General features: G+C 69.0%; 27 protein-coding genes and 1 pseudogene. 14 read left to right on the top strand and 14 right to left on the bottom strand.

Annotated elements, in window-relative coordinates; translation table 11 throughout:
- Positions 1–122 precede the first annotated feature (122 nt).
- From IEX71_RS05910 to ilvA, 3 genes are all read right to left on the bottom strand, one after another.
- Positions 123–632, bottom strand: a complete 510-nt coding sequence (locus IEX71_RS05910; protein WP_188836071.1) for a hypothetical protein — start codon at positions 630–632, stop codon at positions 123–125.
- Positions 619–1,395: a DUF1206 domain-containing protein gene (locus IEX71_RS05905; protein ID WP_188836546.1), complete on the bottom strand. Its 777-nt coding sequence runs from the start codon at positions 1,393–1,395 to the stop codon at positions 619–621. Before IEX71_RS05905 ends, IEX71_RS05910 begins: the two co-directional genes overlap by 14 nt.
- Before the next feature lie 85 nt (positions 1,396–1,480).
- The gene (gene ilvA / locus IEX71_RS05900; protein ID WP_188836070.1) at positions 1,481–2,776 is read right to left on the bottom strand and encodes a threonine ammonia-lyase IlvA; all 1,296 of its coding nucleotides are present in this window, start codon (positions 2,774–2,776) and stop codon (positions 1,481–1,483) included.
- Positions 2,777–2,969: 193 nt separating this feature from the next.
- On the opposite strand from ilvA, the gene IEX71_RS05895 reads away from it, so the two are divergent.
- Positions 2,970–3,788 (top strand): SCO6745 family protein, encoded by an 819-nt coding sequence (locus IEX71_RS05895; protein ID WP_188836069.1) that lies wholly within the window; start codon positions 2,970–2,972, stop codon positions 3,786–3,788.
- 18 nt (positions 3,789–3,806) lie between these two features.
- On the opposite strand, the gene IEX71_RS05890 is transcribed toward IEX71_RS05895, so the two are convergent.
- Positions 3,807–4,259, bottom strand: a complete 453-nt coding sequence (locus IEX71_RS05890) for a winged helix-turn-helix transcriptional regulator (protein ID WP_188836068.1) — start codon at positions 4,257–4,259, stop codon at positions 3,807–3,809.
- 91 nt (positions 4,260–4,350) lie between these two features.
- Between IEX71_RS05890 and IEX71_RS05885 the strand changes: the two genes are divergently transcribed.
- Entirely contained in the window at positions 4,351–4,908 is a 558-nt protein-coding gene (locus tag IEX71_RS05885; RefSeq protein ID WP_188836067.1) for a dihydrofolate reductase family protein, read from the top strand.
- A 9-nt stretch (positions 4,909–4,917) separates the two neighbouring features.
- Complete coding sequence (locus IEX71_RS05880) at positions 4,918–5,298, top strand: pyridoxamine 5'-phosphate oxidase family protein (protein WP_188836066.1); 381 nt, start codon at positions 4,918–4,920, stop codon at positions 5,296–5,298.
- Between the two features lie 15 nt (positions 5,299–5,313).
- Here the strand turns inward: IEX71_RS05880 and IEX71_RS05875 are convergent, their stop codons facing one another.
- Positions 5,314–5,913, bottom strand: a complete 600-nt coding sequence (locus IEX71_RS05875; RefSeq protein WP_188836065.1) for a histidine phosphatase family protein — start codon at positions 5,911–5,913, stop codon at positions 5,314–5,316.
- Between the two features lie 23 nt (positions 5,914–5,936).
- On the opposite strand from IEX71_RS05875, the gene IEX71_RS05870 reads away from it, so the two are divergent.
- Together IEX71_RS05870 and cobU are read left to right on the top strand one after the other, a co-directional pair.
- A complete protein-coding gene (locus tag IEX71_RS05870) occupies positions 5,937–6,488 on the top strand; it encodes a 2'-5' RNA ligase family protein (protein WP_229749507.1) in 552 nt (183 codons plus the stop codon).
- A 10-nt stretch (positions 6,489–6,498) separates the two neighbouring features.
- A complete protein-coding gene (cobU, locus tag IEX71_RS05865; RefSeq protein ID WP_188836064.1) occupies positions 6,499–7,023 on the top strand; it encodes a bifunctional adenosylcobinamide kinase/adenosylcobinamide-phosphate guanylyltransferase in 525 nt (174 codons plus the stop codon).
- Between the two features lie 4 nt (positions 7,024–7,027).
- Here cobU and IEX71_RS05860 read toward each other — a convergent pair whose 3' ends face one another.
- On the bottom strand, positions 7,028–7,795 hold the full coding sequence (locus IEX71_RS05860) for an adenosylcobinamide-GDP ribazoletransferase (protein ID WP_188836063.1): 768 nt from the start codon (positions 7,793–7,795) through the stop codon (positions 7,028–7,030).
- The gene (gene cobT, locus IEX71_RS05855) at positions 7,795–8,835 is read right to left on the bottom strand and encodes a nicotinate-nucleotide--dimethylbenzimidazole phosphoribosyltransferase (protein WP_188836062.1); all 1,041 of its coding nucleotides are present in this window, start codon (positions 8,833–8,835) and stop codon (positions 7,795–7,797) included. The genes IEX71_RS05860 and cobT overlap by 1 nt, the downstream gene beginning before the upstream one ends.
- Before the next feature lie 123 nt (positions 8,836–8,958).
- Between cobT and IEX71_RS05850 the strand changes: the two genes are divergently transcribed.
- A complete protein-coding gene (locus IEX71_RS05850; RefSeq protein ID WP_188836061.1) occupies positions 8,959–9,666 on the top strand; it encodes an NAD-dependent epimerase/dehydratase family protein in 708 nt (235 codons plus the stop codon).
- Positions 9,667–9,681: 15 nt separating this feature from the next.
- Here the strand turns inward: IEX71_RS05850 and IEX71_RS05845 are convergent, their stop codons facing one another.
- Positions 9,682–10,167 carry a pyridoxamine 5'-phosphate oxidase family protein gene (locus IEX71_RS05845; RefSeq protein ID WP_188836060.1) on the bottom strand — a complete coding sequence of 162 codons (486 nt, stop codon included), beginning with the start codon at positions 10,165–10,167 and terminating at the stop codon, positions 9,682–9,684.
- 145 nt (positions 10,168–10,312) lie between these two features.
- On the opposite strand from IEX71_RS05845, the gene IEX71_RS05840 reads away from it, so the two are divergent.
- From IEX71_RS05840 to IEX71_RS05830, 3 genes are all read left to right on the top strand, one after another.
- Positions 10,313–10,981 carry an MBL fold metallo-hydrolase gene (locus tag IEX71_RS05840; RefSeq protein WP_188836059.1) on the top strand — a complete coding sequence of 223 codons (669 nt, stop codon included), beginning with the start codon at positions 10,313–10,315 and terminating at the stop codon, positions 10,979–10,981.
- Complete coding sequence (locus IEX71_RS05835; protein WP_188836058.1) at positions 10,978–11,412, top strand: MarR family winged helix-turn-helix transcriptional regulator; 435 nt, start codon at positions 10,978–10,980, stop codon at positions 11,410–11,412. Before IEX71_RS05840 ends, IEX71_RS05835 begins: the two co-directional genes overlap by 4 nt.
- Before the next feature lie 139 nt (positions 11,413–11,551).
- Positions 11,552–13,393, top strand: coding sequence for an AMP-dependent synthetase/ligase (locus IEX71_RS05830; RefSeq protein WP_188836057.1), 1,842 nt, complete (start codon positions 11,552–11,554; stop codon positions 13,391–13,393).
- A gap of 20 nt (positions 13,394–13,413) precedes the next feature.
- Here IEX71_RS05830 and IEX71_RS05825 read toward each other — a convergent pair whose 3' ends face one another.
- Positions 13,414–14,550, bottom strand: a complete 1,137-nt coding sequence (locus IEX71_RS05825) for a glycoside hydrolase family 3 N-terminal domain-containing protein (RefSeq protein ID WP_188836056.1) — start codon at positions 14,548–14,550, stop codon at positions 13,414–13,416.
- A gap of 204 nt (positions 14,551–14,754) precedes the next feature.
- On the opposite strand from IEX71_RS05825, the gene IEX71_RS05820 reads away from it, so the two are divergent.
- The gene (locus IEX71_RS05820) at positions 14,755–15,933 is read left to right on the top strand and encodes a MarP family serine protease (RefSeq protein ID WP_188836055.1); all 1,179 of its coding nucleotides are present in this window, start codon (positions 14,755–14,757) and stop codon (positions 15,931–15,933) included.
- A gap of 36 nt (positions 15,934–15,969) precedes the next feature.
- On the opposite strand, the gene IEX71_RS05815 is transcribed toward IEX71_RS05820, so the two are convergent.
- From IEX71_RS05815 to IEX71_RS05805, 3 genes are read right to left on the bottom strand one after another with little or no spacing between them, the layout of a single operon-like run.
- Positions 15,970–16,824, bottom strand: a complete 855-nt coding sequence (locus tag IEX71_RS05815; RefSeq protein WP_188836054.1) for an SDR family oxidoreductase — start codon at positions 16,822–16,824, stop codon at positions 15,970–15,972.
- Positions 16,821–18,347: a UbiD family decarboxylase gene (locus IEX71_RS05810; RefSeq protein WP_229749506.1), complete on the bottom strand. Its 1,527-nt coding sequence runs from the start codon at positions 18,345–18,347 to the stop codon at positions 16,821–16,823. Before IEX71_RS05810 ends, IEX71_RS05815 begins: the two co-directional genes overlap by 4 nt.
- On the bottom strand, positions 18,341–19,021 hold the full coding sequence (locus tag IEX71_RS05805) for a UbiX family flavin prenyltransferase (protein ID WP_188836053.1): 681 nt from the start codon (positions 19,019–19,021) through the stop codon (positions 18,341–18,343). Before IEX71_RS05805 ends, IEX71_RS05810 begins: the two co-directional genes overlap by 7 nt.
- Before the next feature lie 50 nt (positions 19,022–19,071).
- Between IEX71_RS05805 and IEX71_RS05800 the strand changes: the two genes are divergently transcribed.
- The 3 genes from IEX71_RS05800 to IEX71_RS05790 all read left to right on the top strand — a co-directional run bounded on the left by IEX71_RS05800 (position 19,072) and on the right by IEX71_RS05790 (position 20,861).
- Positions 19,072–19,680, top strand: a complete 609-nt coding sequence (locus IEX71_RS05800) for a TetR/AcrR family transcriptional regulator (RefSeq protein WP_188836052.1) — start codon at positions 19,072–19,074, stop codon at positions 19,678–19,680.
- 41 nt (positions 19,681–19,721) lie between these two features.
- Positions 19,722–20,192, top strand: coding sequence for an SRPBCC family protein (locus IEX71_RS05795; RefSeq protein ID WP_188836051.1), 471 nt, complete (start codon positions 19,722–19,724; stop codon positions 20,190–20,192).
- A 126-nt stretch (positions 20,193–20,318) separates the two neighbouring features.
- Positions 20,319–20,861, top strand: a complete 543-nt coding sequence (locus IEX71_RS05790; RefSeq protein ID WP_188836050.1) for a DUF1203 domain-containing protein — start codon at positions 20,319–20,321, stop codon at positions 20,859–20,861.
- Positions 20,862–20,921: 60 nt separating this feature from the next.
- On the opposite strand, the gene IEX71_RS05785 is transcribed toward IEX71_RS05790, so the two are convergent.
- Together IEX71_RS05785 and IEX71_RS05780 are read right to left on the bottom strand one after the other, a co-directional pair.
- Positions 20,922–22,100 carry a hypothetical protein gene (locus IEX71_RS05785; protein WP_188836049.1) on the bottom strand — a complete coding sequence of 393 codons (1,179 nt, stop codon included), beginning with the start codon at positions 22,098–22,100 and terminating at the stop codon, positions 20,922–20,924.
- A gap of 5 nt (positions 22,101–22,105) precedes the next feature.
- Positions 22,106–23,794 (bottom strand): hypothetical protein, encoded by a 1,689-nt coding sequence (locus tag IEX71_RS05780; RefSeq protein ID WP_188836048.1) that lies wholly within the window; start codon positions 23,792–23,794, stop codon positions 22,106–22,108.
- Between the two features lie 237 nt (positions 23,795–24,031).
- Between IEX71_RS05780 and IEX71_RS22455 the strand changes: the two are divergent.
- Positions 24,032–24,565 (top strand): annotated as a pseudogene (locus IEX71_RS22455) (ATP-binding protein); the annotation flags it as partial.
- Between the last annotated feature and the right edge of the window lie 760 nt (positions 24,566–25,325).

Genomic DNA, 25,325 nt, shown 5'->3' with positions numbered 1-25,325 from the left:
GAGCAGCTCGACGCTGCGGTTCGCTACCGCGACATGTAGCTGCCGGCCGATCCTCTGTCGGCGCAGGCGGATTCACCGCGCGGATGTACCCAGCTCGACCGAGGTTCGCCTCGACACCACCGTCACCGCGGTCGATGACTCGTCCGCCGTGCCGCCCGGGCGACGCGCCGGTCGTTGAACTCCTGGGCGTTGACGGCGATCCACAGGCATGCGCCGGCGACCGGGATTTCGACGATCGCGGCCAGCACTACGGCCTCCACCCGATCGGCGACGGTCGACGCGGTGACGACGTCGAACCACGCATCGATGAGCAGCGCCGCCGCTGTGACCGCCGCCAAAGTGGGCAGCCACCGGCCACCTCGTAGCGCCGCCACTGCCGTGCCGGCGAGCGCCAGGATGAGGCCGATGTCGAACCCCGTCCACGCGATGTCGTAGTTCGCAGCCACGGCATGTCCGGGCAGCGTCCACGCCAGATAGACGGTCCACGGGATGAGCAGGACGGCCCCGACGCCGAGGATCAGCGCGCTGACCCACATCACCCGGGGCAGCCCAGTGGTCGGCCGGCGGTCCGGGTCGTATGCCGCGGCGAGTGCGCGCTCCTCCGCCGGCGGCGGCTCCTCAGACCCGGCCAAAACGCACCCGCGCGAGCGAATAGACACCGAAGGCAGCCAGACCGAGGCCCATCAGGGTCAGCAGTAGCTGCCCGCCGGTCGCCCGCTGCAAGGCGGACAGCGCGCCGTCGAGACCCGACGCGTGCGAGGATCGGTGCTTCGCCGCGGCCACGACGAAGAGCACGCCGACGATGCCGAGCGCGATGCCCTTGGCGGCATACCCCACTCGCCCGCTCCAGGTGATCGCCGTGCCGGGATGCTCACGCAGCTCTTCCATGAACCGGGTCCGAATCCCCTTCTGAACGTGGTAGATCCCGACGCCGATGATCACCAGCCCGATGATCGCGACCAGCCAGCGACCGCCAGATTGCTTCATCACCGTCGCGGTGAAGTCGGTCGACGTCGACCTGCTCGAGCGACCCTTGCCCCTGGCGAAGGACAGCGCACTCCACCCCATCGTCAGATAGATCACCACCAGCGCACCGCTCTGGAACCGATCCTTCACCTCGGCGGCGATGAACACCCGCGCGAGTTGCCACAGCGCGAGCGCGACGAAACCCACCACGAAGACGATCAACAGCGCCTTCCCTGCGCCATTCTGCGCGAGCGTCGCCAACGCGCCTGACTGGTCCGGGTTCTTGCCCGACTTGTGGAAGGCGACCCGCAGCGCGAGATAGCCGATCAACAGGTGCAGCATTCCGCTGGCGACGAAACCGGCCCGGGCACCGACATCGAGCGTCCTGCTGTTCTTGACCTGACGGACGCCGTCCCGTGCGTCGTTCATGTTCACCGGGACAGACAACCACCCGCGCCACCGCGCCGCCGAATTTGTCCAGCCGCGAGCGCATCGAGCGGATCGATCGTGCTCCTCAGAGCAGGTAGCGCAACAGCGGGCTGTCCAGCGGGATCGGCTCGACCTCCAGCGGGGACTCCTCTGCGCGCTCGAGCAGGGCGTCATACGTCGACGGATCCCCGAGCTCGACCCCGACCATCGCCGGACCGAACTCGCGATTGTTGCGTTTGACGTATTCGAAGAACGTGATGTCGTCGTCCGGGCCGAGGATGTCCTCCAGGAAGCGGCGCAGCGCACCGGGCTCCTGCGGGAAGTCGACGAGGAGGTAGTGCTTGCGACCCTCGTGCACGAGTGCGCGCTCGATGACCTCGGCATACCGGCTGACGTCGTTGTTGCCACCGGACAGGATCGCGACCACCGTGGCGCCAGGGGTGATCCCCCGCCGGTCGAGGTCGGCCATCGCCATCGCACCGGAGGGCTCGGCGATGATGCCGTCGACCTGATAGAGCCGCAGCATCTCCTGACAGATCGCACCGGTCTCGACGCTCACGACCTCGACCTCGCCGCGGCGGATGATCTCGAACGGGTGGTCACCGACCTTGCGGACCGCGGTGCCGTCCGCGAAGGTGTCGATCTCGCCGAGATCCAACGGCTGACCCGCGTCCAGCGCCGCCCGCAGACTCGCGGCACCCACGGGCTCCACCGCGATCACGCGGCACTTGTCCGCTTCGTACTCGGCCGGCGCCTCGGCGAGCGCCAGCAGCGCCCCCGCCAGCAGGCCGCCCCCGCCGACGGGCACCAGGAGTATGTCGGGAGCGTGCCCCAGGTCCTGCAGGATCTCCCGGGTGACGGTGCCCTGGCCGGCGATCACCCGCGGGTCGTCGAACGCCGGCGCCAGGGTCGCACCGGTGCGTGACGCATCCAGGATCGCGGCCTTCGAGGCGTCGTCGTAGGTGTCACCGTGCAGGATCAGCCGGACGTGCTCGCCACCGAGCGACGCAACGCGGTCCCGCTTCTGTCGAGGAGTGTTGCGCGGCAAGTAGATTCGCGCGGTGACGCCCAGCTCCGCGCAGGCGAGCGCGACACCCTGCGCGTGGTTGCCGGCACTCGCGCAGACGATCCCGCGCTCGCGCTCCTGCTGGCTGAGTCCGCGGATCAGATTGACCGCGCCACGGATCTTGTAGGACCGCACCGGCTGCAGGTCTTCGCGCTTGAGCAGCACCTGCGCACCCACCAGCTCGCCGAGACGGGCGTTGGCCTGCAACAGCGTCCGCACCGCGAGGCCTTCGATGTCGGTCGCGGCCCGCGCGACGACACCGGCGTCGCCGGACTCCTCGGGCGCCCGAGGCTTGCGGTGTGCGGTGGCTGGCACGCAGTTCCTCCCCTTCGTCGACAACGACTTCTCAATCTACGCACTGGGGACAGATGTTGAGACGGTGTTCTCGCCGAGTGGACACACCGGAGGCTGAGCTCGATCGGCGGTGTCGTATTCCGGCAGTGTCGTTCGTGGACATGCTGAGTACGGCGCACGAGGCTGCCGTCACGACAACAGGAGCTGACGACCGATGACGCACCCACAGCACAAGATCCACCGGATGGCCGAGATCTGCGAGGCGATCGGCACGAGGACGTTCAGCCCGGTGGCGGACTCCGAGTTCCGCGCGGTCGGCATGCGCAACTACTGGGACGGCTACTTCGCCGGCCGCGCCGCACCATTGGGTATGGCGCCCGCGGAGGTCGTCGACGCGGTCTTCTACAACTTCGCTCCCGGCGAGGTCGCCCGGCACATCCCCTGGGTCTGGGGCAAGGTCACGCCGGAGGAGGCGATCGCCATACGGGAACGCGGCAGCGTCAACGCGATTCGGGCTGCGGTCGGCGAATTGGCCGACTCCCCCGACCTGCCGCACCTCGCCGACCTCGCCACCCGCGCCGCCGTCAGCGCACCCACCGAGGGTCGTGTCCTGTATGCCGGGCTCCGGGCGCTCGACATACCCGAGGAACCGGTGGCCAAGATGTGGCACGCGGCGACGCTGCTGCGCGAGCACCGCGGGGACGGGCACAACGCCGCCCTGGTCGCGCACGGCATCGGCGGCACCGAGGCGCACGTGCTCTACGCGGTCACACACGACATGCGTCCGGAGAAGTTCGGCCGGATCCACCACCTGCCGAAGGCTCAGCTGGACGCAGTCATCGGCGGCCTGCGCGACCGCGGATTCGTCGACGCCGCAGGTGGATGCACCGATTCAGGCCGCGAGACCCGGGAGCGGATCGAGGCCCTGACCGACGAGCTCGCCGCCCCGGCATACACCGTGCTGACCGCGGCCGAACTCGACGAACTCATCGACGGACTCACGCCGATCACCACCGCGCTGCAGGCCGACTGAGGTCAGGCGCTCCGTCGGTCAGCGAGCAGCGCCCGGCCCCGGGAGGACGTCCACATCGTCGGCGTGCATCGGCTCACCGCAGCTGCTGCAGCGCGGGTCGACCTCGGCGATCTGTCCGCACGCGTGGTGCCGGTAGAGCACCGGCGGTCCGGCCTCCCCGGAAAGCCAGTGGTCGCCCCACCGCACCATGGACATGAGCACGTCCAGCAGCTCGGTGCCCTTCTGCGTGAGGTGATATTCGAAGCGGGGGCGAGCGCCATACGGACGGCGTTCGAGGACGTCACACTCGACCAGGTGGTTCAGCCGCTCGGTGAGGACCTTGCGGGAGATGCCCAGATCGGCCTGCAGTTGATCGAACCTGCGGATGCCGACCCAGATGTCGCGCACGATCAGCGCCGACCACGGCTCCCCGATCACGCCCCAGGTCCGCGCGATCGAGCAGGCCATCTCACCGAACTGTGTGCGCTGCATCCACCAAATCTAGCATTAAGGGTTCCCTCAAGGAACTAAGTGCGGTAGCGTCCATGGAGTCTCTTCAAGGAACTCCGAAAGGAACCTCGTCATGAGCAAGGTCTTCGCAGCGCTGGCGGTCTCCGTCGACGGCTACATCACCGGCCGGGATGCCCGCCCGAGCCACGGTCTGGGCGACGGCGGCGTGCTGTTCGATTGGTATGGCGACCCCGGCAACTCCGCGGTCTACCAACAGCTCGTCGACGGCGTCGGAGCGGTAGTGACCGGACGCACGACATACGACGACTGCGAGGGGTTCGACGGCGGCAGCCCGCACCCCAGCGCCCCGATGGTCGTGGTCAGCCACCGGCCGCAACCGGAGGAGTATGCCGCCTCGGCACGCCAGGTCTTCACGACGTCGATCGAGGACGCCATCGCCCGGGCGAAGGAACTCGCGCGGGCCAAGGACGTCGGCATCCAGGGCGGCGTCACCGTGACGGCGGCACTGGAAGCCGGCCTCGTCGACGAGGTGATGCTGCATCAGGTGCCGGTCCTGCTCGGTGCCGGTCGCCGCTTCTTCGGGCCGCTCGCCGAGCAGGTCCCGCTCACCCTCGTCGACACCGTTCCGGGTGTCGGCGTCACCCACCTCCACTACCGGATCGCGAAGTAGGGACCGCCCATGCTCACCGACGACATACGTTCCATCCTGAACGGCACTCCGATCGCCCACCTGGCGACCACGCTGCCCGACGGCTCACCACACTCGGTCCCGCTGTGGATCGGCACGGTCGGCGATCGCGTCGCCATCCTGACCGGCCCCGACTCGCGCAAGGCACGCAACCTGCAGCGCGACCCCAGGGTCGCGATCTCGCTCACTCCGCCGGACGAGCCGTTCACGCCGGTGCTGCTGCGCGGGCGCGTGGTCGAGTGGCTGGACGGCGTCGAGGGCTGGACGGCGGTCGACCGGATCGCCCTGAAATACATCGGCGGCCCCTACGGTCGCGACGTCGAGCGCGTCGTCGCACTGATCGAGGTCGACCACCAGAAGATCGGGATGTGAGGGCCGGGCCCGACGTCACGAGCACCGCTGGGACGTATCGCTTCCCAACCAGGTGATCTCCCGGTCGATCCGAGCGACCGCACCGTTGGCGACCGCGACCCACGGCGCCTCGAGTGGCCCGTGCCCGGCGAAGTGCGCGAGCGCAGCCCGGATCGCGTCACCGTGGGAGACGACGACCACCACCGCGGTCCGGTCGATGTCGCCCATCGCGGCGGCCATCCGGGCATGCACGTCCGCCGGCGACTCCCCGCCGGCGATCGGCAGCATCGGGTCCGACCAGTCGTGTGCGTCTGCGGCGGACCAGGTTTCGTCATACGGGCGGCCCTGCAGATCGCCGAGGTGCTGCTCGCGCAGTCGCGCGTCGTGGACGATCGGCGCACCCGCGGAAGCCGCGATGATCTCGGCGGTCTCGACCGCACGGGTCAGATCGCTGGTGACGATCCGGCCGACCACCTCACCCGACGCGGCCAGGTCCGCGGTGATGAGTGCGGCGGCGCGGGTGGCCTGCTGCCGACCGAGCTCGGTGAGCCGCGGATGCGGGGTCTGCCCCTGCGTCAGCCGCCGGACGTTCCACTCGGATTGTCCGTGACGGACGAGGTAGAGCGGAGCAGTCACGCGGCCCTTTCTATCGTAGGCAGATGCCTTCAGCCGCGGACGACCCACTGATGGGCCACACCGTCCTCGCTGTCCCGGTGCCCGCCCTCGAAGAAGTGGTCCGGGAGCGCACCGCGTTCTACGACAGGTCGTTCGTGTCCGCCGATACCGGCTTCGCGCACGCGCACATCACCGTCCTCGGACCATGGGTGCCCGCGCCGACCGCCGACGACCGGACAGCCGTTGCCGAAATCGCCGCCACCACAACCTGTTTCGAGGTCAAACTCGCGCAGCTGCACGAGTTCCCCGATGGCCTCCTGCACCTACGCCCGGAGCCGGACGACGAGCTGCGCCTGCTGACGAGGCGGCTGGCCGCGGCGTTCCCTGCGCACCCGCCGTATGGCGGAGAGTTCAGCGACGTGGTGCCGCATCTGACGCTGGACCAGCGCTCGTCGACGGTCACCCCCGAGGCCGTTCACGCCCGGGTTGCGCACCTGCTGCCCGCCACGGTGCCGGTCGACCGGATCGACCTGCAATGGTGGGCCAACCACGACTGTCGCCTACTGCAGACGTTCCCGCTGCAGCGCGACATGTGAAGGGATCGACGTGAAGACACTGGTCACCGGCGGGGTCCGCTCCGGGAAATCGCGGCACGCCGAAGCGCTCGTGGCGGACCTGCCGTCCGTCACGTATGTCGCACCCGGACCCACCACCGCCGAGGATCCCGACCCCGACTGGGCCGCCCGCATCGCCGCACACCGGCAGCGACGCCCAGCGCGCTGGACGACTCTCGAGACACGTGATCTGACGGCGGCGCTGCGCACCGACGGCCCGGTGATCGTCGACTGCCTGGGCACCTGGCTGACCGCAGTCCTGGACGAGCGCGCGCTGTGGGACTCGCCCACCGAGGAGATCGCCGACGTCGTCAACGGCCTGGTCGAGGACGCCGCGGCCGTGCTGCGAACCCGGGATCAGGTCGTCCTGGTGACCAACGAGGTCGGCCTCGGCGTGGTGCCGGCGCATCGCTCCGGACGGCTTTTCCGCGACCTGCTCGGCGAGGTCAATCAGCGCCTCGGAGCAGCCTGCGACGAGGTGCACCTGGTCGTCGCGGGACGCGTGCTCGTGCTCTGACGAGCTAGGAAAGCCCGACGAGTATGGCGACGAGCGCCAGCTCCACGGCAGCGCCGAAGACGTCGCCGGTCACTCCGCCGAACCGGCGGACGGCCCGCGACACGATGACCCCGACGGCAACCAGCGCGAGCACCGCCGTGAAAACGCCACGCCACCAAGGGAATCCAGCCCAGGCACCGACCGCTGCGAGCACGACCGTCACGAGCAGCCAGCTGATGGCAGCGACCGACCGTGGAACGGTCTGGGTGAAGGTGCGGCCGAGTCCGTCCTCCCGCGCAGGACGCACTCCGCGCGCGCAGCAGATCACCAGCGCGGCACGCGAGACGCACACGGCGACGCCGCCGAGGATCGCGGCCTGCCACCAGTCGGCGCGGCCGAACAATGCAGCCAGTCCGGCCGTCTGCAGGCCGATGACCAGGACCGTGGCGGCCACCCCGGCCGGGCCGGAGGTGCCGGTCTTCATCACGGCGAGCGACCGCTCCGCGTCGAACGACGAGGCGAGTCCGTCCACCGTGTCCGACAGCCCGTCCAGATGGAAGGCGCGGTTGCCGAGCACCAGGGCTCCGACCGCGAGCAGCGCCGTGACCCACACCGACAGATCGAGCCAGTGGCCGAGCAGGCCGACGAGGGTGACCGCCGCCCCGAGCGGCACAGCCGCCAGCGGCGCGAGCACCATCGCCATACCGGCGACGCGACGGTCCACCTGCTCCGGCGGCGGCACCCGCACTGCGGTGAGCGTGCCCAGCGCGAGACGCCAGGCGTCGAGCAGCATCAGTTGCCGAGCTCGGCCAGGAGCGCGACGTCCCGTAACAGCGCCACCGCACTGCGCACCACGGGCACCGCGGCCACGGCGCCGGAGCCTTCGCCGAGGCGCAGGCCCAGGTCCAGCAGCGGTTGCATGCCGAGCTTGTCCAGCGCGAGCGACTGCGCGGGCTCGGTGGAGCGATGGCCGGCGGCATACCAGGCGGCCGCGCCCGGCTCGATCCGGTCGGCCGTGAGCGCGCAGGCGACGCTCATCAGCCCATCCAGGAGCACCGGCACGCCGTGCCGTGCCGCAGTGAGCAGGTATCCGGTGGTTGCGGCGAGGTCGGCGCTACCGAGTGCGGCGAGCGTCTGCACCGGGTCGTCGGTGCGAGCACCCGCGCGGGCCAGGGCGGCGTCGACGATCGCTGCCTTGCGCTGCAGCACGTCCTCGGTGACGCCGGTGCCTCGGCCGACCACTTCGGCGGCGGGCAGCCCCAGCGCGGCGGCGACCATCGCTGCGGCCGGCGTGGTGTTGCCGATGCCCATGTCACCGCTGATCAGCAGCTGCGCCCCGACCGCGATCTCCTCCCGCGCGACTGACGCACCGGCAGCGAGCGCCGCTTCGGTCTCCTCGGCGGTCAGCGCGTCCTCCAGATGGATCGCCCCGCTTCCGGCGCGGATCTTGTATGCCGTCAGCGCGGCGTGACTTTCGTCGTCGAGATCTGAAAAGCCCTCTGCGACACCGATATCGAGCACACGTACGGCGACACCGTGCGCCTGTGCCAAGGCGTTGACGCCGGCCTTGCCGGCCAAGAAGGTGCGCACCATGGCGCCGGTGATCGACGCCGGGAAGGCGGACACACCGTGCTCGGCGACGCCGTGGTCGCCGGCGAAGATGACCAGTCGGACCTTGTCGAGCGGCCGCGGTGGCACCTGTCCCTGACACGACGCGACCCAGACTGCGAGGTCACCGAGCCGGCCCAGTGCGCCCGGTGGCGTGGCGAGCGCGGCGAGGCGATCGGCGGCCTGCTGCTGGATACGGGCGGAGGGTGCGGCGACGGTGGGCATGCTGCATTCCTATCGAACGGCTCATCGTCACGACCACCCCGGCATACGTCCCGACGGCCACGGCCGAGCGGGCGAGGCGAAAGCGCAGCGACTCAGTGAGGTGCCCTGGCTACGCTCGACGGCATGGCAACTGAAGCCCGCACGGTGATCCTGACCGGCGCCGCCGGACGGATCGGGCGCGCCATCACGCCGATGCTGCCCACCGACTGGGACCTGCGCCGGACCGACCTGCGCGCCGAGGACGTGGTCACCACGCTCGACGTCACGGACCTGGACGCGTGCCGGAGCGCGTTCGCGGGAGCGGACGCGGTCGTGCATCTCGCCGCTGTGCCCGACCCGGAGGCCGACTGGGACTCGTTGCTGCCGGCGAACATCATCGGCGCGCACCACGTCGCGCAGGCGGCAGCCGAGTGCGAGGTGCGGCGGCTGGTTCTGGCCAGCAGTGTGCAGGCTGTCGCAGCCCGACCTGCGGGCCGCCAGTCCCGGGCGACCGATGCGCCCCGGCCGATGAATCTCTACGGAGCGACCAAGGCGTGGGCCGAGGCGCTGGGGTCGTGGGTCGCTGCCACGACGGCAGTGTCCGTCGTCGCGCTGCGCCTCGGCTACTTCTACGAGACGCAGCCTGGCCCGGGCACCCCGGACTACGACCTGTCCGCGTGGCTCAGCCCGCGCGACGCGGCTGATCTCATCCGAAACGCAGTGACCGCAGAGGGTTTCGACTTCTTCGTCGCCAACGGCATCTCCGCCAACCGCTACCCGACGATCGACCTCGACGACACGCTGCGCACGCTGGGCTATCGCCCGGTCGACGACGCGTGGCAGTCCCGCTGACGCCCAGCTCGCACCTCAGCGCGCACTCTGCTGCCCGACCAATTCGGCGACCGCTTGCGGGATGGTCGTCTCGAAGTCGAGCAGCTTGGCCCAATCGGGCGTCACGGTGATCACGACCATCTGCTGGTAGAGCGCGCGGACACCCGCCTCCCAGTCCGCCATCATCTCCGCCGGTATGCCGATGCGACTGGCTTCGATGTAGCCGTCCGGCACACCGTCCACCGTCTCGAGGGCGGCGGCACCCCGGATCAGGAGGATGCGTGGCGGCATACCTGCGGTGTCGATGGTGATGGCGACGCGCGGATTTGCCTGCAGCGCCTTCACTTTCGGAGCCTTCGGCGCGGTGTAGAGCTTGATCGTGCCGTCGGTCCACAGGAAGCCGATCGGTATGACGCGCGGGTCCCCGTCGAGACCGGTGTACGCGACGCGGGCGATCGCGCTCTGCAACAACTGCTGGCTGTAGTCCCGGCCGAGGATTTCGGCCAGCTCGGTGGCGTTCATGGTGTGCTCCTTGGGCTGGGGACGGTGCGTGTTGCACCGTCGACATACCAAGGGACGACCCCGGCGCCGCGATTTCGACATCGCCTCCTGATCTACCTCCGAGTTTCATACAACAATGTTGTATTGTTATCCACAACATTGTTGTATGACGAGGAGCCAAACCGTGCTGCTGACCAAACACTCCCACGCGTGTGTTCGCATCGACGCCGACGAAGTGTCGGTCGTGGTCGATCCCGGCGCGTTCACGCCCGAGGCGAAGGCGTCGCTCGAGACCGCGGACGTCGTGCTGGTCACGCACGACCACTTCGACCACGTCGACCTTCCGCTCGTGACCACCGCGATGGCGGACAGGCCCCGGCTGCAGGTCTTCGCCCCGGCTTCCGCGGCGAAGGCACTGCTCGATGCGGGTGCCGACGCCGCGCGGGTCCAGGTCGTGACCGGCGACGGGCGGCTCGACGTCGAGGGCGTCGAGGTGCGCGCGTTCACGGGAGCGCACGGCGCCATACACGAGGGTATCGAGGTGCCGGAGAACCTCGGCTACCTGATCGGCGCCCGGGTCTATCACCCGGGCGATTCGTATGCCGTGCCTGGCTTTTCGGTCGACACGCTGCTCGTGCCGACCAGTGGCCCGTGGACCAAGGTGGGCGACGCGATCGACTTCGTCACCGCCGTCGCTCCCCGGCGGACGGTGCCGATCCACGACGTCATGCTCAGTGAGATCGGCCGGCGTTCGATGACGAAGTTCCTCGGACCCGACGGGCTGACCCGGACCCCGTTGCACGACCTCGCACCGGGCGAAGAGCTCGAGCTGTGAGCCGCGCGCAGGACGCCGATCGCGAGCTGGCCGAACAACTCCGGACCGCCATCGGCCGGCTGGTGCGTGCCACTCGCGCGCAGACCGACACCCTCCCCCGCGCTCGAGCTGAGTTGCTCGGCCAACTCGACCGCGACGGGCCGCGAACGATCGCCCAGCTCGCGGCCGGCCGCAACGTGCGGCACCAGGCGATAAGCCGGGCGGTCAAGGACGTCGAGGCGCTCGGGCTGGTTGAGCGCCGACCCGACCCGAACGACGCCCGCGCCCAGCTCATCCGGATCACCGCGGCCGGCGCCATAGTGCTCACCCGAGACCGCGCAGCCCGCCGCGACCTGCTGGCCACGGCCATCGGCGAGCGCCTCGACGATGCGGAAAGGCGTGCGCTGCAACAGGTTCCACGCCTGCTGGCCAAGCTGTCCGCCGCTGATTGAGCGGCTCGCCCCTGCAACGGCCCGGTTCGTGGCGAACTGACGCACCTTTGTTTCCCCCTCAGTAAGGTGCCCCACCGCCTAACCTGACCGTCATGACTTTTCAGGCACCTGCTGCGTATGTCTTCGAGGTGCAGCGCCGATGACCGACAGCCAGAACATGTTCCGCCCCGCGACCGTCACCGAACTCGACGGCGGTCCGGAGGTCCGGACGTTCCCGCGCACCGGTCCACTCGCCGTCGACTGGATCGCGGAGGCACCCGACGCCGTGGTGCTCCGGCTGCCTCCCGACGGTGACACCTCGGCGCCGGCCGAGCGCTGGACCGAGGTCACCGCACGCGGTTTCCGCGACCGGATCCGTGTCCTGGCGCGTGGCCTGATCGGGCTCGGCCTGGACTCCGGCGACGTCGTGGCGATCATGTGCCGCACCCGGGCCGAGTGGACCCTGCTGTCGTGGGCGTGTGCGTATGTCGGGGTGGCCGTCGCACCGATCTACGACACGTCGTCCGCCATACAGGTGCAGTGGATCCTCACTGATTCCGGCGCGCGACTCTTCGTCGTCGAGACCCCGGAGCTGCGCAACGCCTCCCGCGTCGATCACCTCGCCGACGACATACGACCCGATGTGCTGGTCGTCGACGAAGGCGCCATGGAGCAGATCGAGCAGGCGGCCGCCTCGGTGGGCGAGGCGTCCCTGGACGCGCGGGCCGGCTCGGTCGCCGAGTCCGATCTGCACGGGATCGTCTACACGTCGGGTACGACGGGACGACCCAAGGGCTGCGAGATCACCCATGCCGCATTCTTCTGCAGCGCCGACGGGGCATACTCCGTCATCCGCGAGGCGGTCGACCGCGGCGACCAGCCGCGCACCGTGCTCATGCTGCCGCTGGCGCACATCTTCGGCCGCGTGCTCGAGACCGCAACGCTGCTGGCCCGGTACGTGCTGGTGCACGAGCCGGACATGACACACGTCGCGGCGGCGTTCACCATGCACCACCCCACCTACATCGGGTCGGTGCCCCGCATCTTCGAGAAGGTGTATGCCGCCGCCGCCGCGAGCGCCCAGGCGAAGGGGCCCCGGGCGGCGCGCATCTTCGCGGCCGCGGAGGAGACCGCCGTCGAGATGGCGGACACGACCTCACCGAGCCGGGGCCTGCGCTACAAGTACGGGCTCTACGACCGGCTGGTCTACCGCAAGCTGCGCGACGCCCTCGGCGGCGAGTGCCGCACGATCATCTCCGGTGGCAGCGCGCTGAGCCCGCACCTGAGCCTGTTCTTCAAGGGTGTCGGCTTCGAGATCCTCGAGGGCTACGGGCTGACCGAGGTCGGCATCACGAACGTCAACCCGCCGGGCGGCGCGAAGATCGGCACCGTCGGTCCGCCGATGCCGGGCGTGCGTATGACGCTCGGCCCGGACGGGGAGGTGCTCATCCAGGCACCGCAGGCGATGGTCGGTTACCGCGGCGATCCGGAGTCGACCCGGATGGCGTTGACCACCGATGGCTGGTGCCGCACCGGCGATCTCGGCCGATTCGACGGCGAGCACCTGCGGATCATCGGCCGGTCCGGGGAGCTCATCATCACCTCCGGTGGCACCAACGTCGCACCGGTCATGCTGGAGGAGAGCCTGGCCCAGCACCCCCTCATCGGGCAGGCGATGGTCGTCGGCAACGGCCGGCCGTTCGTCGCCGCGCTGCTCACGCTCGACCCCGACGGCGCCGCCTACTGGGCGCGCAACCACGGCATCTTCAACGGTGAAGAACTCACCTCCCACCCCGACGTGCTGGCCGCCATCGAGGAGCAGGTCGCGACCACCAACGAGCTGGTGTCCCGCGCCGAGTCGATCCGCGAATGGCGGCTGCTGCCGGTCGAGTGGACGGTCGAGTCCGGGGACCTGACACCGACGCTGAAGATGAAGCGCAACGTCATCACCGACCGGACAGCCGACACCATCAACGAGATGTATGGCGCGAGCCGCGCCTGACCCGGCCCGCGCACCCGGCCTCAGCCGAGGCTGTTCCGCAGCCGCTGGACCCGGGTCAGCGCGACCTTGAAGTGGCCGGGGTTGAGCCGGCCGCTCCGCAGCGCAGCGGCGACCGCGGTGACCGCGTCGGTGCCCTGGGCGACGTCGCGACCGGAGGCGAGCAACACGTCCATGCCCGCTTCGGCGGACAGCACGGAGCGTTCGCCGGTGTCGCCATACGGCTCGAGGGCGCCGGCCTCGAGTGCGTCGGTGATCGTCACGCCACGGAACTGCTGACGGCCGCGCAACTCCTCGCCGACGAAGATCTTGGACAGGCCGGCCGGGTAGTCCGGGTCGATCGCGGGGTATGTCGCCCACGAGGTCATCACCAGTTGGACGCCTGCCTCGATGACCGGCGTGAACGCGAACTCGTCCACGGCGCGGATCTCGGCCGCGGGCTGGGTCAGTGTGACGACGCCGAGGTCGGTGTTCTCGGCCCGCGTCGCCCAGCCGAGGCCGGGATAGTGCTTCGCGGTGGCGGCGACGCCGGTGGCCTGTTGGGCGCGCACAAAGGCGGCGCCGAGCGTTCCGCACACGGCCGGGTCGGAGCTGTAGGACCGCTCCCACTGGTCGTCGAAGTTGCCCTCCTCGCGGTAGACGTCCTCGACCGGTGCGAGATTGAGGTTCATGCCGACCGCCTTGAGCGCCTCGCCCGCGCCGGTGCCCGCCTTGGTCGCCTCGGCGAGCGGATCCGCGGACGCACCGATCTTCTTCTCCGACAGGATCGGCTCCTGACCACGCAGGCGCCGGATGTAGCCGCCTTCCTGGTCGGTCGTCAGCACCAGCGGCGTCGCGCTCGCCGGGCTCTGCGCGTGGGCGGCCTTCAGGTCGGCCACCACGTCGGCGATGTGCGAGAGGCTGGGGATGTTCTCGCCAAAGAAGATCAGCCCTCCGACCATGCCGTCCTTGATCAGCTGGAACATCTCGTCGGACGGGTCGGGACCCGGGTAGGAGAAGATCACCCGCTGGCCGACCTGCTGCTCGAGCGAGAGCTTGGCGAACCACGGCGGATCGGCCTGCGCGGGCTGCGTCGACGCGACGCCGAGGGCGAGACCGCTGCCGATCACCCCTCCCGCGCGTAGGACAGTGCGTCGGCTGACCGGAAACTGCGAACTCATCACGTGCCTCCTTCTCACCCGGGCGCTCGGGGCGCGTCCGGGTGTAAACGAGTCTCGCAGCATCTGATGCACTGACGTGCGGTTTACGGTCAATCGGCGGATCCCGTATGGCGACGCCGCCGAGCGAGGGCGATGTCACGGCCGTGCAGCTCCTCCGGGGAGAATGACCGACATGAGGCCACGACGGTGATCGGCGGAGCGACCGTGCTGGACGTGCTCCTGGTGCTGGCACTGATCGGGTATGCCATCGATCATTACCGACGCGGGCTCGTCGCGGGTGCACTGTCCCTGGCCGGGTTCCTCGCCGGCGGCGCCCTCGGTCTGTGGCTGCTGCCCGGCCTGCTGGAGAGCTGGTCGGCCACGGCATACAGCTCGCTGCGGCAAGGGCTCGTGCTCATCGTCGGGGTGCTGGGGTTGGCGGCGATCGGACAGGCGTTGGGTGCGCACGCCGGCTGGCGGTTGCGGTCGCTGCTGCGGGTTCCGCAGTTGCAGAAGGCGGACTCGGTGCTCGGCGCGGTCGCCGGCGTGGTCGTGGCCGCCATACTCGCGTGGTTCGTCGCCGGCTCTGTGCAGGGCGCGCTGCCCGCGGGGGCCTCGGAGGCGGTGGCGCAGTCGCGGGTCCTGCAGGGCGTCGACCGGGCGATGCCGGCCCAGGCCGACCGGTTCTTCGCCGGCGTGCGGCAGGCGGTCGACGACCGCGGCATGCCCGATCTGTATGCCGGGCCGATCGCTCCGGTGGACCCGCCGGGGACCGGAGTGGTGCGCGGACGCGGCGTCGCCCGCGCTGCCGACTCGATCGTGAAGGTGACCGGTGTCGCGGACAGCTGCGGACTCGCCCAGGAGGGCAGCGGCTGGGTCGCGGCGCCGCACCGGGTGGTCACCAACGCGCATGTCATCGCCGGCGTCGAGCACCCTCGGGTGCAGGTCGGTGGCACCGGACGCAGCTATCCGGCGACGCCGGTGGCGTTCTCGCAGGAGCGCGACATCGCCGTGCTGGCCGTGCCCGACCTGGACGCCCCTGCGCTGCCGGCCGGCGCCGAACTCACCCGCGGCGACGCAGCCGTTGTCGCGGGCTTCCCGCAGAACGGTCCCTACCGACTCGACCCGGCCAGGGTCAACTCGCGCCTGCATGCCCTGGGCACCGACATCTACGGACAGCCGGCCCCTCCGCGGGCGATCTATGCGATCACCGGTCGCGTGCAGCCGGGCAACTCCGGTGGCCCATTGCTCTCGGCGAGCGGGCAGGTCGTCGGCACGGTCTTCGCCAAGTCGGCGCGCGGAGCGCCCACCGGTTACGTGCTGACGCTGGACGAGAGTCGGCCGGTCGTCGCGCAGGCGACGCACGCCACCGCAGCGGTCCCGACCGGATCGTGCGTCGACTGAGCGGTTCGCGCGAAACTGCAGTCGTTCGAGGTTGATTCAGGTCGTGGCGACCGCGGTCGAGCGGTAGTGGTCGGCGAGTTGCCGTTGTCCCGTCGCCGGTGTGATGACGTCATGGGTCAGCACCGTCAGCGGGAACTCGACGACCCCGTAGGTGCGAAGCGGCGTCAGTCGTCGCAGTAGGGCCAGGCCCGACGTCAGGATCCAGGCGGGGATGTGCGTGATGCGCTCGGACGCACCGATTGCACGGAATGCCAGCTGCGCGATCTCCTCGTGGGTGAGCAGGTCCGGGCCACCGAGCTCGACCTCAGCTGCGCCGGCGCCGAGCGCATCGGCCGCCGCTGCGGCGACGTCGGCTCCACTGATGGGATTGATCCGGAAACCGCCGTCACCGAACAGGTAGACCCTCCCCTTGCGGGCCATCTCGAGGTAGACGTCGAAGTCGGAGAAGAAGCCATTCGGTCGGAGGATCGTGTATGGCGTCCCCGAGTCACGTAGCGCCTGCTCGAAAGCGCGCTTGGCGCGGACCAGCTGCAGCTTCTCCAGCGCCGGCGCCCCGGCGACGGACGTGTAGACGAACTTGTCGACGGCGGCCCGACCCGCTTCTTCCAGCAGGTTCCGGTTGGCCCCGTAGTCGACGTCCCACACGGTCTGCCGACCCGCCTTGCCCACCAGCCCTACGCAACTGACGACCGCGTCGACGCCGTCACAGCATCCGGCGAGCGCCCCGGGATCCGTGGCGTCGGCGGTGAAGACTTCGTCGACCGCATCGCGCACCGGATCGAACCTGTCGGGGTTGCGCACCAGTGCGCGCACGTGGTGCCCGCGATCGTTCAACTCTCGGACGATGTGCCCGCCCAGGTAACCGGTCGACCCGGCGACGAGCACCCTCATCGCACCTTCTCCATCACGTCGTTGCTCGTGGCGTAGCCGTAGTCCCGCCACGAGGTGAGCACCTTCTGCTGGATCTCGCGTGGCCAACCGTTCTCGAAGCTGCCCTTGACGGGCCGCCGGCCGTCCGGGAAGAGGTCGGCGAGCAGACAGTTGTAGATCACCTTGCCCGCCCGGAACGTGTGCTGTTCCTCGGGCGACAGGTAGACGGCAAGCTGGTCGCTCGGCGAGGTGGGGAAGTGGAACTCGCCGCGGTCAACGTCCGGGTGCGAGCGCGTCGCGAAGGCCCAGACGACCTGGTCCAGGTCGGTGATGTCGATGTCGTCCTCGACCACCAGGATCTTCGGCGCGTTGACTCCTGGTTTGCCGGCGAAGATGACCTCGGCGATGCGCTGGACCAGATCGTGCGAACCGAGTCCAGTGGTCTCGTGCCAGTCCTGGCGCACGGCGACCGAGAGCCAGTGCAGCGCAGCCTCGAAGTTGTACCAGGCCGAGGTCACCGGCAGCTCGGCCTGCCGGAGAAGGTGCAGGATCTCGGCGGCGCTGGTGGTGCCGATGATGGTGTGGTCCTCCTCCACGGGAGGCCCGGCCGTGACCGCCGGAAGGATGGCACTGTCGCGATACGTGATGGCCGAGACGGTGAACAGCTGTTTGGGCGACGCATCGGTCGCGTTGTAGCCCGGGAACTCGTTGAACGGACCTTCCATGACGGTCTTGTCGATGCTGATGTGTCCTTCGATCACGATCTCCGCCGTGGCCGGGACCGGGAGGTCGACGGTCTCCGCGGGGACGACCTCGATGCCTTCGCCGAAGAGGGCGCCGAGATAGTGGCTCTCGTCCGCGCCCTCGGGGAGCGGCATACCGCCCACCAGCGGCAGGCCGGGCTCCACCCCGATCGCCAGCGCGATCGGCATCGGCTCACCGATCGCGGTCCACTGGGACCGGATGATTCCCAGGTGCTGCGGCGCCGGGATCAGGCACGCGAGCGTGTCCTTGCCGGCGATCATCATGCGATTGATGGACCAGTTCGTCCAGGACCGGTCCGGGGTGCGCACGATGTTCATGCCGTAGGTCTGGATGTAGCGGCCGCCGTCGTTCCCGTGCAGGAATGGCGTGGGAAAGGCCAAGAGGTCGATGTCCTCACCGGTCATGATGTTCTGCTTGCAGGGCGCGTCGGCAGCGGCGATCTGGACCGGAGGTATGCCGGGGCGGGATCGCGCGTCGGCCAGTGCCTGCACGATCTGCTGGCCGGTCGAGTCGGCGGGCAGACCGACCGCCAGGGCGAGTCGTGCGAACCGATGACCAGATCCGCTGAGGGAGCCGGGGGCTCCGAGTACTCGGAATCCGCTCGACCGGTATCCGGTGATGTTGGTGAACAACGGTGCCGGGGCGCGCAGGTCGTAGGAGCGGCGGATGATCGCACCGATCTCGAGGTTCCAATCCACCTCGGCGTCGATGTGCTGTATGTCGTCGACGGCGTCCAGGTCGTCGACGAACTGTCGGAAACTCTTGATGTGCTTCAACATTGGGCCTTTCGAGTGAGATCGAGAGTTCGGATGTGGTTGCGTTCGTCGGAGGGGTCGTCACCCCAGCGCGGTATGCCGGGCACGTCGACCTCGAACAGGTCGAGAGCGCGGGCGACGGTATGACGGACGAGGTCGGCCACGCTCCGCGGGCGCTGGTAGAAGGCCGGCACGGGAGGCATGACGACGCCGCCCATTTCGGTGATCGCGGTCATGGCGCGCAGATGTGTCAGCGTCAGCGGCGTCTCGCGGACGAGCAGGACCAGGCGTCGTCGCTCCTTCAGCGTGACATCGGCCGATCGGGTGAGCGCGTTGTCGCCGAGACCGTGCGCGATCGCGGCGAGTGTCCGCACCGAGCACGGGGCGACGATCATGCCGTCGGTCCGGAACGACCCGGATGCGATCGCAGCGCCGACATCGGACGGCTTGTAGGTCACGTCCGCCAGCTGCCGCAGATCTCGGGCGGACAGGTCCGTCTCGTAGGCCCGGGTCTGCTGCGCGGCGGCCGTGATCACCAGGTGCGTCTCGATGCCTGCGGCACGTGCGAAGCGGAGGGCTTGCACGCCATACGCGATGCCGGTGGCGCCGCTGATCCCGATGATCAGTCGACGTCCCTCAGGCACTGCCGGCGTTGCTGCTGCTCGGTATTCCTCGCCGTTGAGGATGGGTTCTTTCATCACATCTCCATTCGTGGACCAGTCGGTCCACGAATTGGTACAGTAGCACCATGGCACGCACCCCGCAGCCCCTCGACCCGGCACGCGAGGAGGACCTGCTCGTCACGGCCGCGCGGCAGTTCGCGTCCGCGGGGTATGCCGGCACCTCGCTGAACAACGTCATCGTCGAGGCGGGCTGGGGAAAGAGCTCCTTCTACCACTACTTCTCCACCAAGCGCCGGTTGCACGATCACGTGGTGGACACCCTGGCCGCGCGCCTCACAGACGGCGTGCAGATACCCGACACGGTGCGACTCTCCGGCGCTGACTTCTGGGCTTCGATGGCCGACCTGCTCGACGGCTTCGTGCGAGCCGCACGGCTACATCCCGAGACGTCCTATCTCGGTGAGATGTTCCACGGCCCGATCAGCGACGACGACGGACGGCTGCAAGAACTGCGCGGTGATGTCGAGCACTGGCTCCGGCATGCGATCGTCCGTGGCCGGAAGGTCGGCGTCGTCCGCGACGACCTGCCCGAGCAACTTCTCATCGAGCTGACCCTCACCGTGCTGCAGACCCTCGACCGTTGGGCTGTTCGGCACAAGGTCGTCGCCGGAGGCGACCCGGAGTCACCGAACCTCTTCCTGCAGCTCGTTCGCGATCTCGTCGAGCGACGCTGATCACCAATGCCCAGTCGGCAGAACGGCAAGGAGCCACCGCAGTGAACGATGTACCCCTGCTCGAGGAGACCATCGAGATCGCAGCACCGTCCGACCGGGTCTGGGAGTTGATCCGTGACGTCCGGCGGCTTCAGGAGTGGAGTCCGCAGGTCGAGTCCACCCGGCTCTCCGACGGCCTGCAGGAGGTGCAGCTGGGAGCGCGGTTCACCAATGCCAATCGACACGGTGAGCTGACCTGGAAGACCCACGGCACCGTCGTGACCTTCGCCCCCGGACGCGCGATCGCCTTCCGGATCGAGGAAAACTGGGTGATCTGGTCGTTCGAACTCGAGCCCACGGATCGCCATACGGTGATCCTGACTCAGCGGCGTGCGGCCCCTGATGGCATCTCCGACTTCTCGCGGGACCTGACCGAGAAGTACCTGGGCGGGCAGGAGATCTTCACCGAGATCATGCGTGCCGGTATGAGGGACACCCTCGAGGGGATCAGCACCGCGGCGCTTGGTCAGTGACCGCCCACGGCGACGCCGTCGAGCGCAGCACCGCGATCAGCCCTCGGCAGGAGTATGACGTCGGCGCCCTGGCGCCATACGAACGAAGCACCTCACGTTTTCGGGGGGCTGCGGCGACTACCGGGCATGCAGACCACCCACGACCAGATCGTCACCAGTGACGCAGCCATCGAGTACCACGGACTCGACCCGCACGAACTCGCGCAGGTGTTGGACCGCGGCATCGACCAGGGCGGCAACCCCGTCGAGCCGTTCACCGACTACGACGGCGGCTGGCCGTTGCGCTGCTGCCTGGCCGACTCGTGTCCGGGAGACGTGATCGCGATCATCGCGTTCTCGCCGTTCTCCTGGCACGGTCCCTATCGGGAGACCGGACCGGTCGTGGTGCACGCCGCCGGGTGCCCTGGTCACGACGGCCGATTCCCCGTCCAGTTCGAGGGCCGCGACCAGGTGCTGCGCGCGTTCGGTGACGACGCCGGACGGGTGAACACCCAGGTGTACGACCGGCACCGCCTCGTCCGGGCAGGCGACGGTCTCGCTTCGGCGATCGATGCCATCCTGGCGGACCCTCGGGTGCGCGAGGTTCACGCGCACAACGTGATCTCACAGTGCTTCAGCTTCGCCGCAGCTGCGCCACGAGAGGGTATGGCGCCATACGTAAGGTGGTGATCCCTCGGCGCCGGTGTTCCGGATGTCGGCGTACCGGGCGCCCAGATCCGGGTTGCGGTGTCACGCGGCTGTCATGGTCCACGCGATCTTCAGCGGGATCGTGATCGTCTGGTCGTGCTGTTCCTTGCGAACGACTTTGCCGTGGTCGCGGCCCGTGGTCGAGGTCGGTTTCTCGTGCATCGTCAACATGTAGTCCCCAGGGGTGATGGTGCGCTGCAGGCTCAGTTTCATGCCACCCGTCCGGTCGCCTTCGCTCGCGTAGACCTGTCCGTCCCGGCTGAGTGTGGCGGTGACACCGCTGAGGCGCGGCAAGCGCGCCGAGCTCGAGACCGGACGGCGGACACACTTCCCCCGGTGACGCGAATGTGGCAGTGCGGGCTGGCAAACGGCGAGCTTGAAGTGCTCGTCCTGCGTGGGGTCGACTCCGGGTTCAGCGCCCACCGTGGTGGGACAGTATTTCGACAGCTCCGTCGGGGTCATCGGCTTCTTGATTCCGGAATACGCTACCTGCGCCATGCTGCTGGGCGTGCTGTCACTCTCATAGCCGGGGAACTTCATGTCGATGTTCTTGACCTGGATGAGGTTGATGCCTTGGGTGATGTAGACGCTTCCGTTGACGGCGGCCGAGAGCACTTCGGTCTGGACATACCCCTTGTACCCGGGCGGAACCGACACGACATCGGTCGCTTTCACCGTGGTCGCGAACCGACTCGACTGACCGGTGAATGCGGTGAACCCCACCGAGGTCTTCTCCAGGTCGAGGAAACCCAGCGACATCGTCAACGAGATCGACTCGGACAGGCTGGTCTGCTCGGCGCGCTCGTCGCTTACCCCGATGGCCACCTCTGCGGTCGGTGTCCCGTCCCCACGGTCGGCGCTGCAGTTGTAGAGCACGTCGCCGACGACGCGCGCGGGTCCATAGGCGGTCGTGATGGCCGTGTCGTCGTTCCATTGGCATTTGGTCCTGTCCAGCTTGCCGGTGGCCGGGTCAGTGCAGCCGGCGGTGATGGCTGCGGCCGCCTGGTCGGCATTCGTACCTGCGTCGATGACCTCGTCCGGCGTCGCCCTCGCCTGCTGCGGGTTCGAGACGGGTCGAAGTGTCCCGGACCCCTGCACCGCGGTCTGGCCTTGAGCCGGCGCCGCGATGGTGGCGAGGGATCCGAGTGCGATCACCGGGATGACTGCAAGAGCCGCGACGCCGGCCCCTCGCCTCGGCCGGTTGCTCGTCCGCACGGTCATCGTCCTCACCGTCCGAGCCGGGAGTCGACGCGATAGATCATGACTTTGTCACTCATCAGATGCCCCTTGGTGCCACTGAAATGGAAGACCGTCTGCACCGGGCGATGCGACGAATCCTTGCCGCGCAGAGTGCAATTGGTCGCTCCTGGATTGCTCCGGCAGACGATCCCCGAGTAGGCACGTCGCACCGCGCGCAGCGTGGAGCCGACACCGACGCCCTGGGCGGTTCGCCCGGGCCCGGAGTAGATCAGCGCACTGACCCGGTGGTCCGCCCCGAAGATGACAGCCAGGTCGTCATACACCCAGGTGCCACCGCGACCCGCCACCATGGCGCACTGGGGGTCGAGCACTCGACAGTCGTTGGCGACAGCACTGCGGTTGGACCGCGGGCTCTTGACCAGCGGTTGCCCCAGCAGCTTCGCATCACGGGGCAGACCGAGCATCTGCTTCCCGACGCCCTTGCCGGGCACGACCTTGGCTGCCTTGCCGACACCCGCCTTGCCGCTCGCCTTGGTGCCCGTCGGTGCCGAGCAGAAGGCCTTGGTCTCGGCCGCGGTCGACGGCCGGATCTCGGTGAGGGCGTTGTATGCCGGAGTCGCATCGTCCCTGGCGACCCCGCTTCGTGTCTGGGAGAAGTTGGTGAGCGTGAAGGTCGCCGGGCCGGAGGTGAGCTTCAACGTCCCGGTCACGGCGCCGATCGAGGGAGCGATCCAGATGAGTCCGGTGTTCTGCGGTGGCACATCGACTTTGCTGGTCCTGGTGAACGAATTCGTCTCGGTCCATTGATGTTGGGCCTCGAGCTTGATCGCGATCTTGGCACCGATGACCCCGAAGAGGGTGGTCTCTGTGTCGGCCGACACGCTCCCCCCGACGGTCAGGCTCGCCGACTGCGTCGACGTGTAGTCGAGGGACAAGCTGTCCGGGTTTCCGGTTGCCGCGCAGTTCAGTGCTTCACCCGCGACGCTGGGCGTACCCAAGGACCACTTGAACGGCTCGGTCTGGGTGAACGAGCAGTTCGGGGAAGGCTCGCCACAGATGCTGTCCAGCGCCTCGTCGAGACCGTGGCCGAGCGGCGTCCTGGCATCGAGCGTCCAGTCACCGGTGACCCCGATCGTCTGGTCGAGGACAGTGGGCAGGTTGTGGGTGTAGGTGAGCTGCGGGTCAATGGTCTGGGGGCCCGGGGCGCCGTCGGCATACGTCCACCCGGCGGGCGGCGGCGTGGTCGTGTTCCAGACGTCGACCGCCGGATAGATTTGGCCCTTGGGCTGCCAACAGCCCCAGTCCGAGTGCGAACGGGTCCCGTGGACCGACACGGTGAGGTATTCGGGCGGCCCGCCGAGCACGTCGGCCTTCCACGTCACCCACCCGTTGAGCTGGTTCACCCAGTCGTCGGGGCAGAAGGTTCCGCCGGAGAGGACGTCCGAGCCGTCCACGTCGTAGAGCGCGGCGCCTCCTGGCGGCACGGTGGCCGGCGTGGCGTTCCCGTACTCCGACCACCCGCCGACTGCGGTCAGCGTGTATGGCGTCACGTTGTAGAGCTTCGCCTGCAGCTGGCCGCTCGGTAGAACATCACCCGCGTGTGCCGGCGCCGGATCGGACAATCCTTGGAGCAGGGCGAACACCAGGGCCACCACCGCGATCATCGCCACCCGCGCTCGTGTCGAACGGTTGCGCCTACGGACCTTGGAACTCATCTGTCCCACTCCCTCACGTCGGCCAGGCCCCACGAGGATGCGAGCCAGTGGCTTTCTCATTGTTGGGCGCTCGTGGCCAGCCGGCACCCCAGGAGGGACCCCAGGACGGACCCGGGAAAATGCCCTTCGGGGGTCCCCGAAGTCATCTCTCGGGGTCCGTTGCAACATCGTCGACCGGAGCCGGCCGCTGTGGCACGCTGAGGAGATCCGCACTGGGCCCCGTCACTCCAGCGTGGAATGCGAGGGGCGTCCACGGTGTGGATGAGCGGAGGTGCACTGATCAGCACCATCGGCCGGGACGAGGGTCCCGATCCGGAGCGTCGATCGCCTGGCGTCACACAACGGCAGCCGATGCCATCCGGCCTGCACGGACGGGCCGACGAGTGGAGCGCACTCGCCCGCGCGCTTCAGCGAGCCGCCGTCGGACGGGCACAGGTGGTGCTGCTCGAAGGCGACGCCGGCATGGGAAAGTCGACCCTGCTCCAAGCCTTCGCCGAGACCGTCCAGACTCATGGGCGATCCAGCGTGTGCTGGCTGCGCTGCGACGAACGGGAGCAGAGCCTGGAGTTCGCGAGCGCAGAGGTGCTGATGGGCAACGGTGCTCTCGAGCAGCTTTCCGAGATCGAGGTGGGGCGACGGCTGCTGGCCCGGCTCAGCGAACTACAGGGGCGGTCCGGACCGGCGGTGGTCCTGGTGGACGACGCCCAATGGATTGATGCGGGCACCGCTCATGCCCTGCGGTTCGCGGTGCGCCGACTCAGCGCCGACCATGTCCTGGTCGTGCTGGCCCGACGCCCTGTTCCGGCCAGTCGGGCCGAGCCCTGGACCGGGGACCCACGGGACACCACCTCGCTGACTCTGTCTGCGTTCGACAGCCGGACGATCACGGCCTGGGTGCGCCGACTGCGTGGGTGGGATCTCACCGCGGCGGCGGCTGCTGCCCTCTGCCGGCGCAGTGGCGGCCAGCCGCTCATGGTGGCCGCGCTCGTGCACAGTGCCGCGAAACCAGGGGACCTCCAGGACGACCGCACGCTCGCGGCGAGCCTGGCGATGACCATCGAGCGGAGATTGCTGTCGGCATCCGCCGAGACCCGGAGACTGGTCGAGGCTGTCGCGACGATGGGCGAGGCTCGGGGACTTGTGGTGCTCGCACAGGTAGCACAGCTCGACGATCCAGGTAGTGCAGCGGAGGAGGCACTCACAGCCGGGCTGGTCCGCTACAGCGAGTCCGGTGGTCTGGTCTGCTTCCACTCGCTCGTTCGAGACGCCGTCTACTCCACTCTCACGGCAAAGCGACGACGAGCGCTCCACCGACGCGCAGCCGATGCGAGCACCGGCGACCGACGCCTCGATCACCTCGTCAAGGCAACGGACCGCGCCGATCCCGCACTGGTCGCTCAGCTGAGGGACGCAGCCGACGCAGCGCGGCGCGGCGAGGCCTTCGAACTCGCCGCCGACCACCGACTGCGTGCCCGCTCGGTCTGCGTCGACGCCGAGCAGAGTGACGTTCTGTTGCTCGAAGCGCTCATCG

The organism is Flexivirga endophytica (assembly GCF_014640635.1).
In the GTDB taxonomy this organism is placed as follows: Bacteria; Actinomycetota; Actinomycetes; order Actinomycetales; family Dermatophilaceae; genus Flexivirga; species Flexivirga endophytica.
The sequence above is the reverse complement of the archived record's forward strand: the minus strand, read 5'-3'. Positions and strand labels throughout refer to the sequence as shown.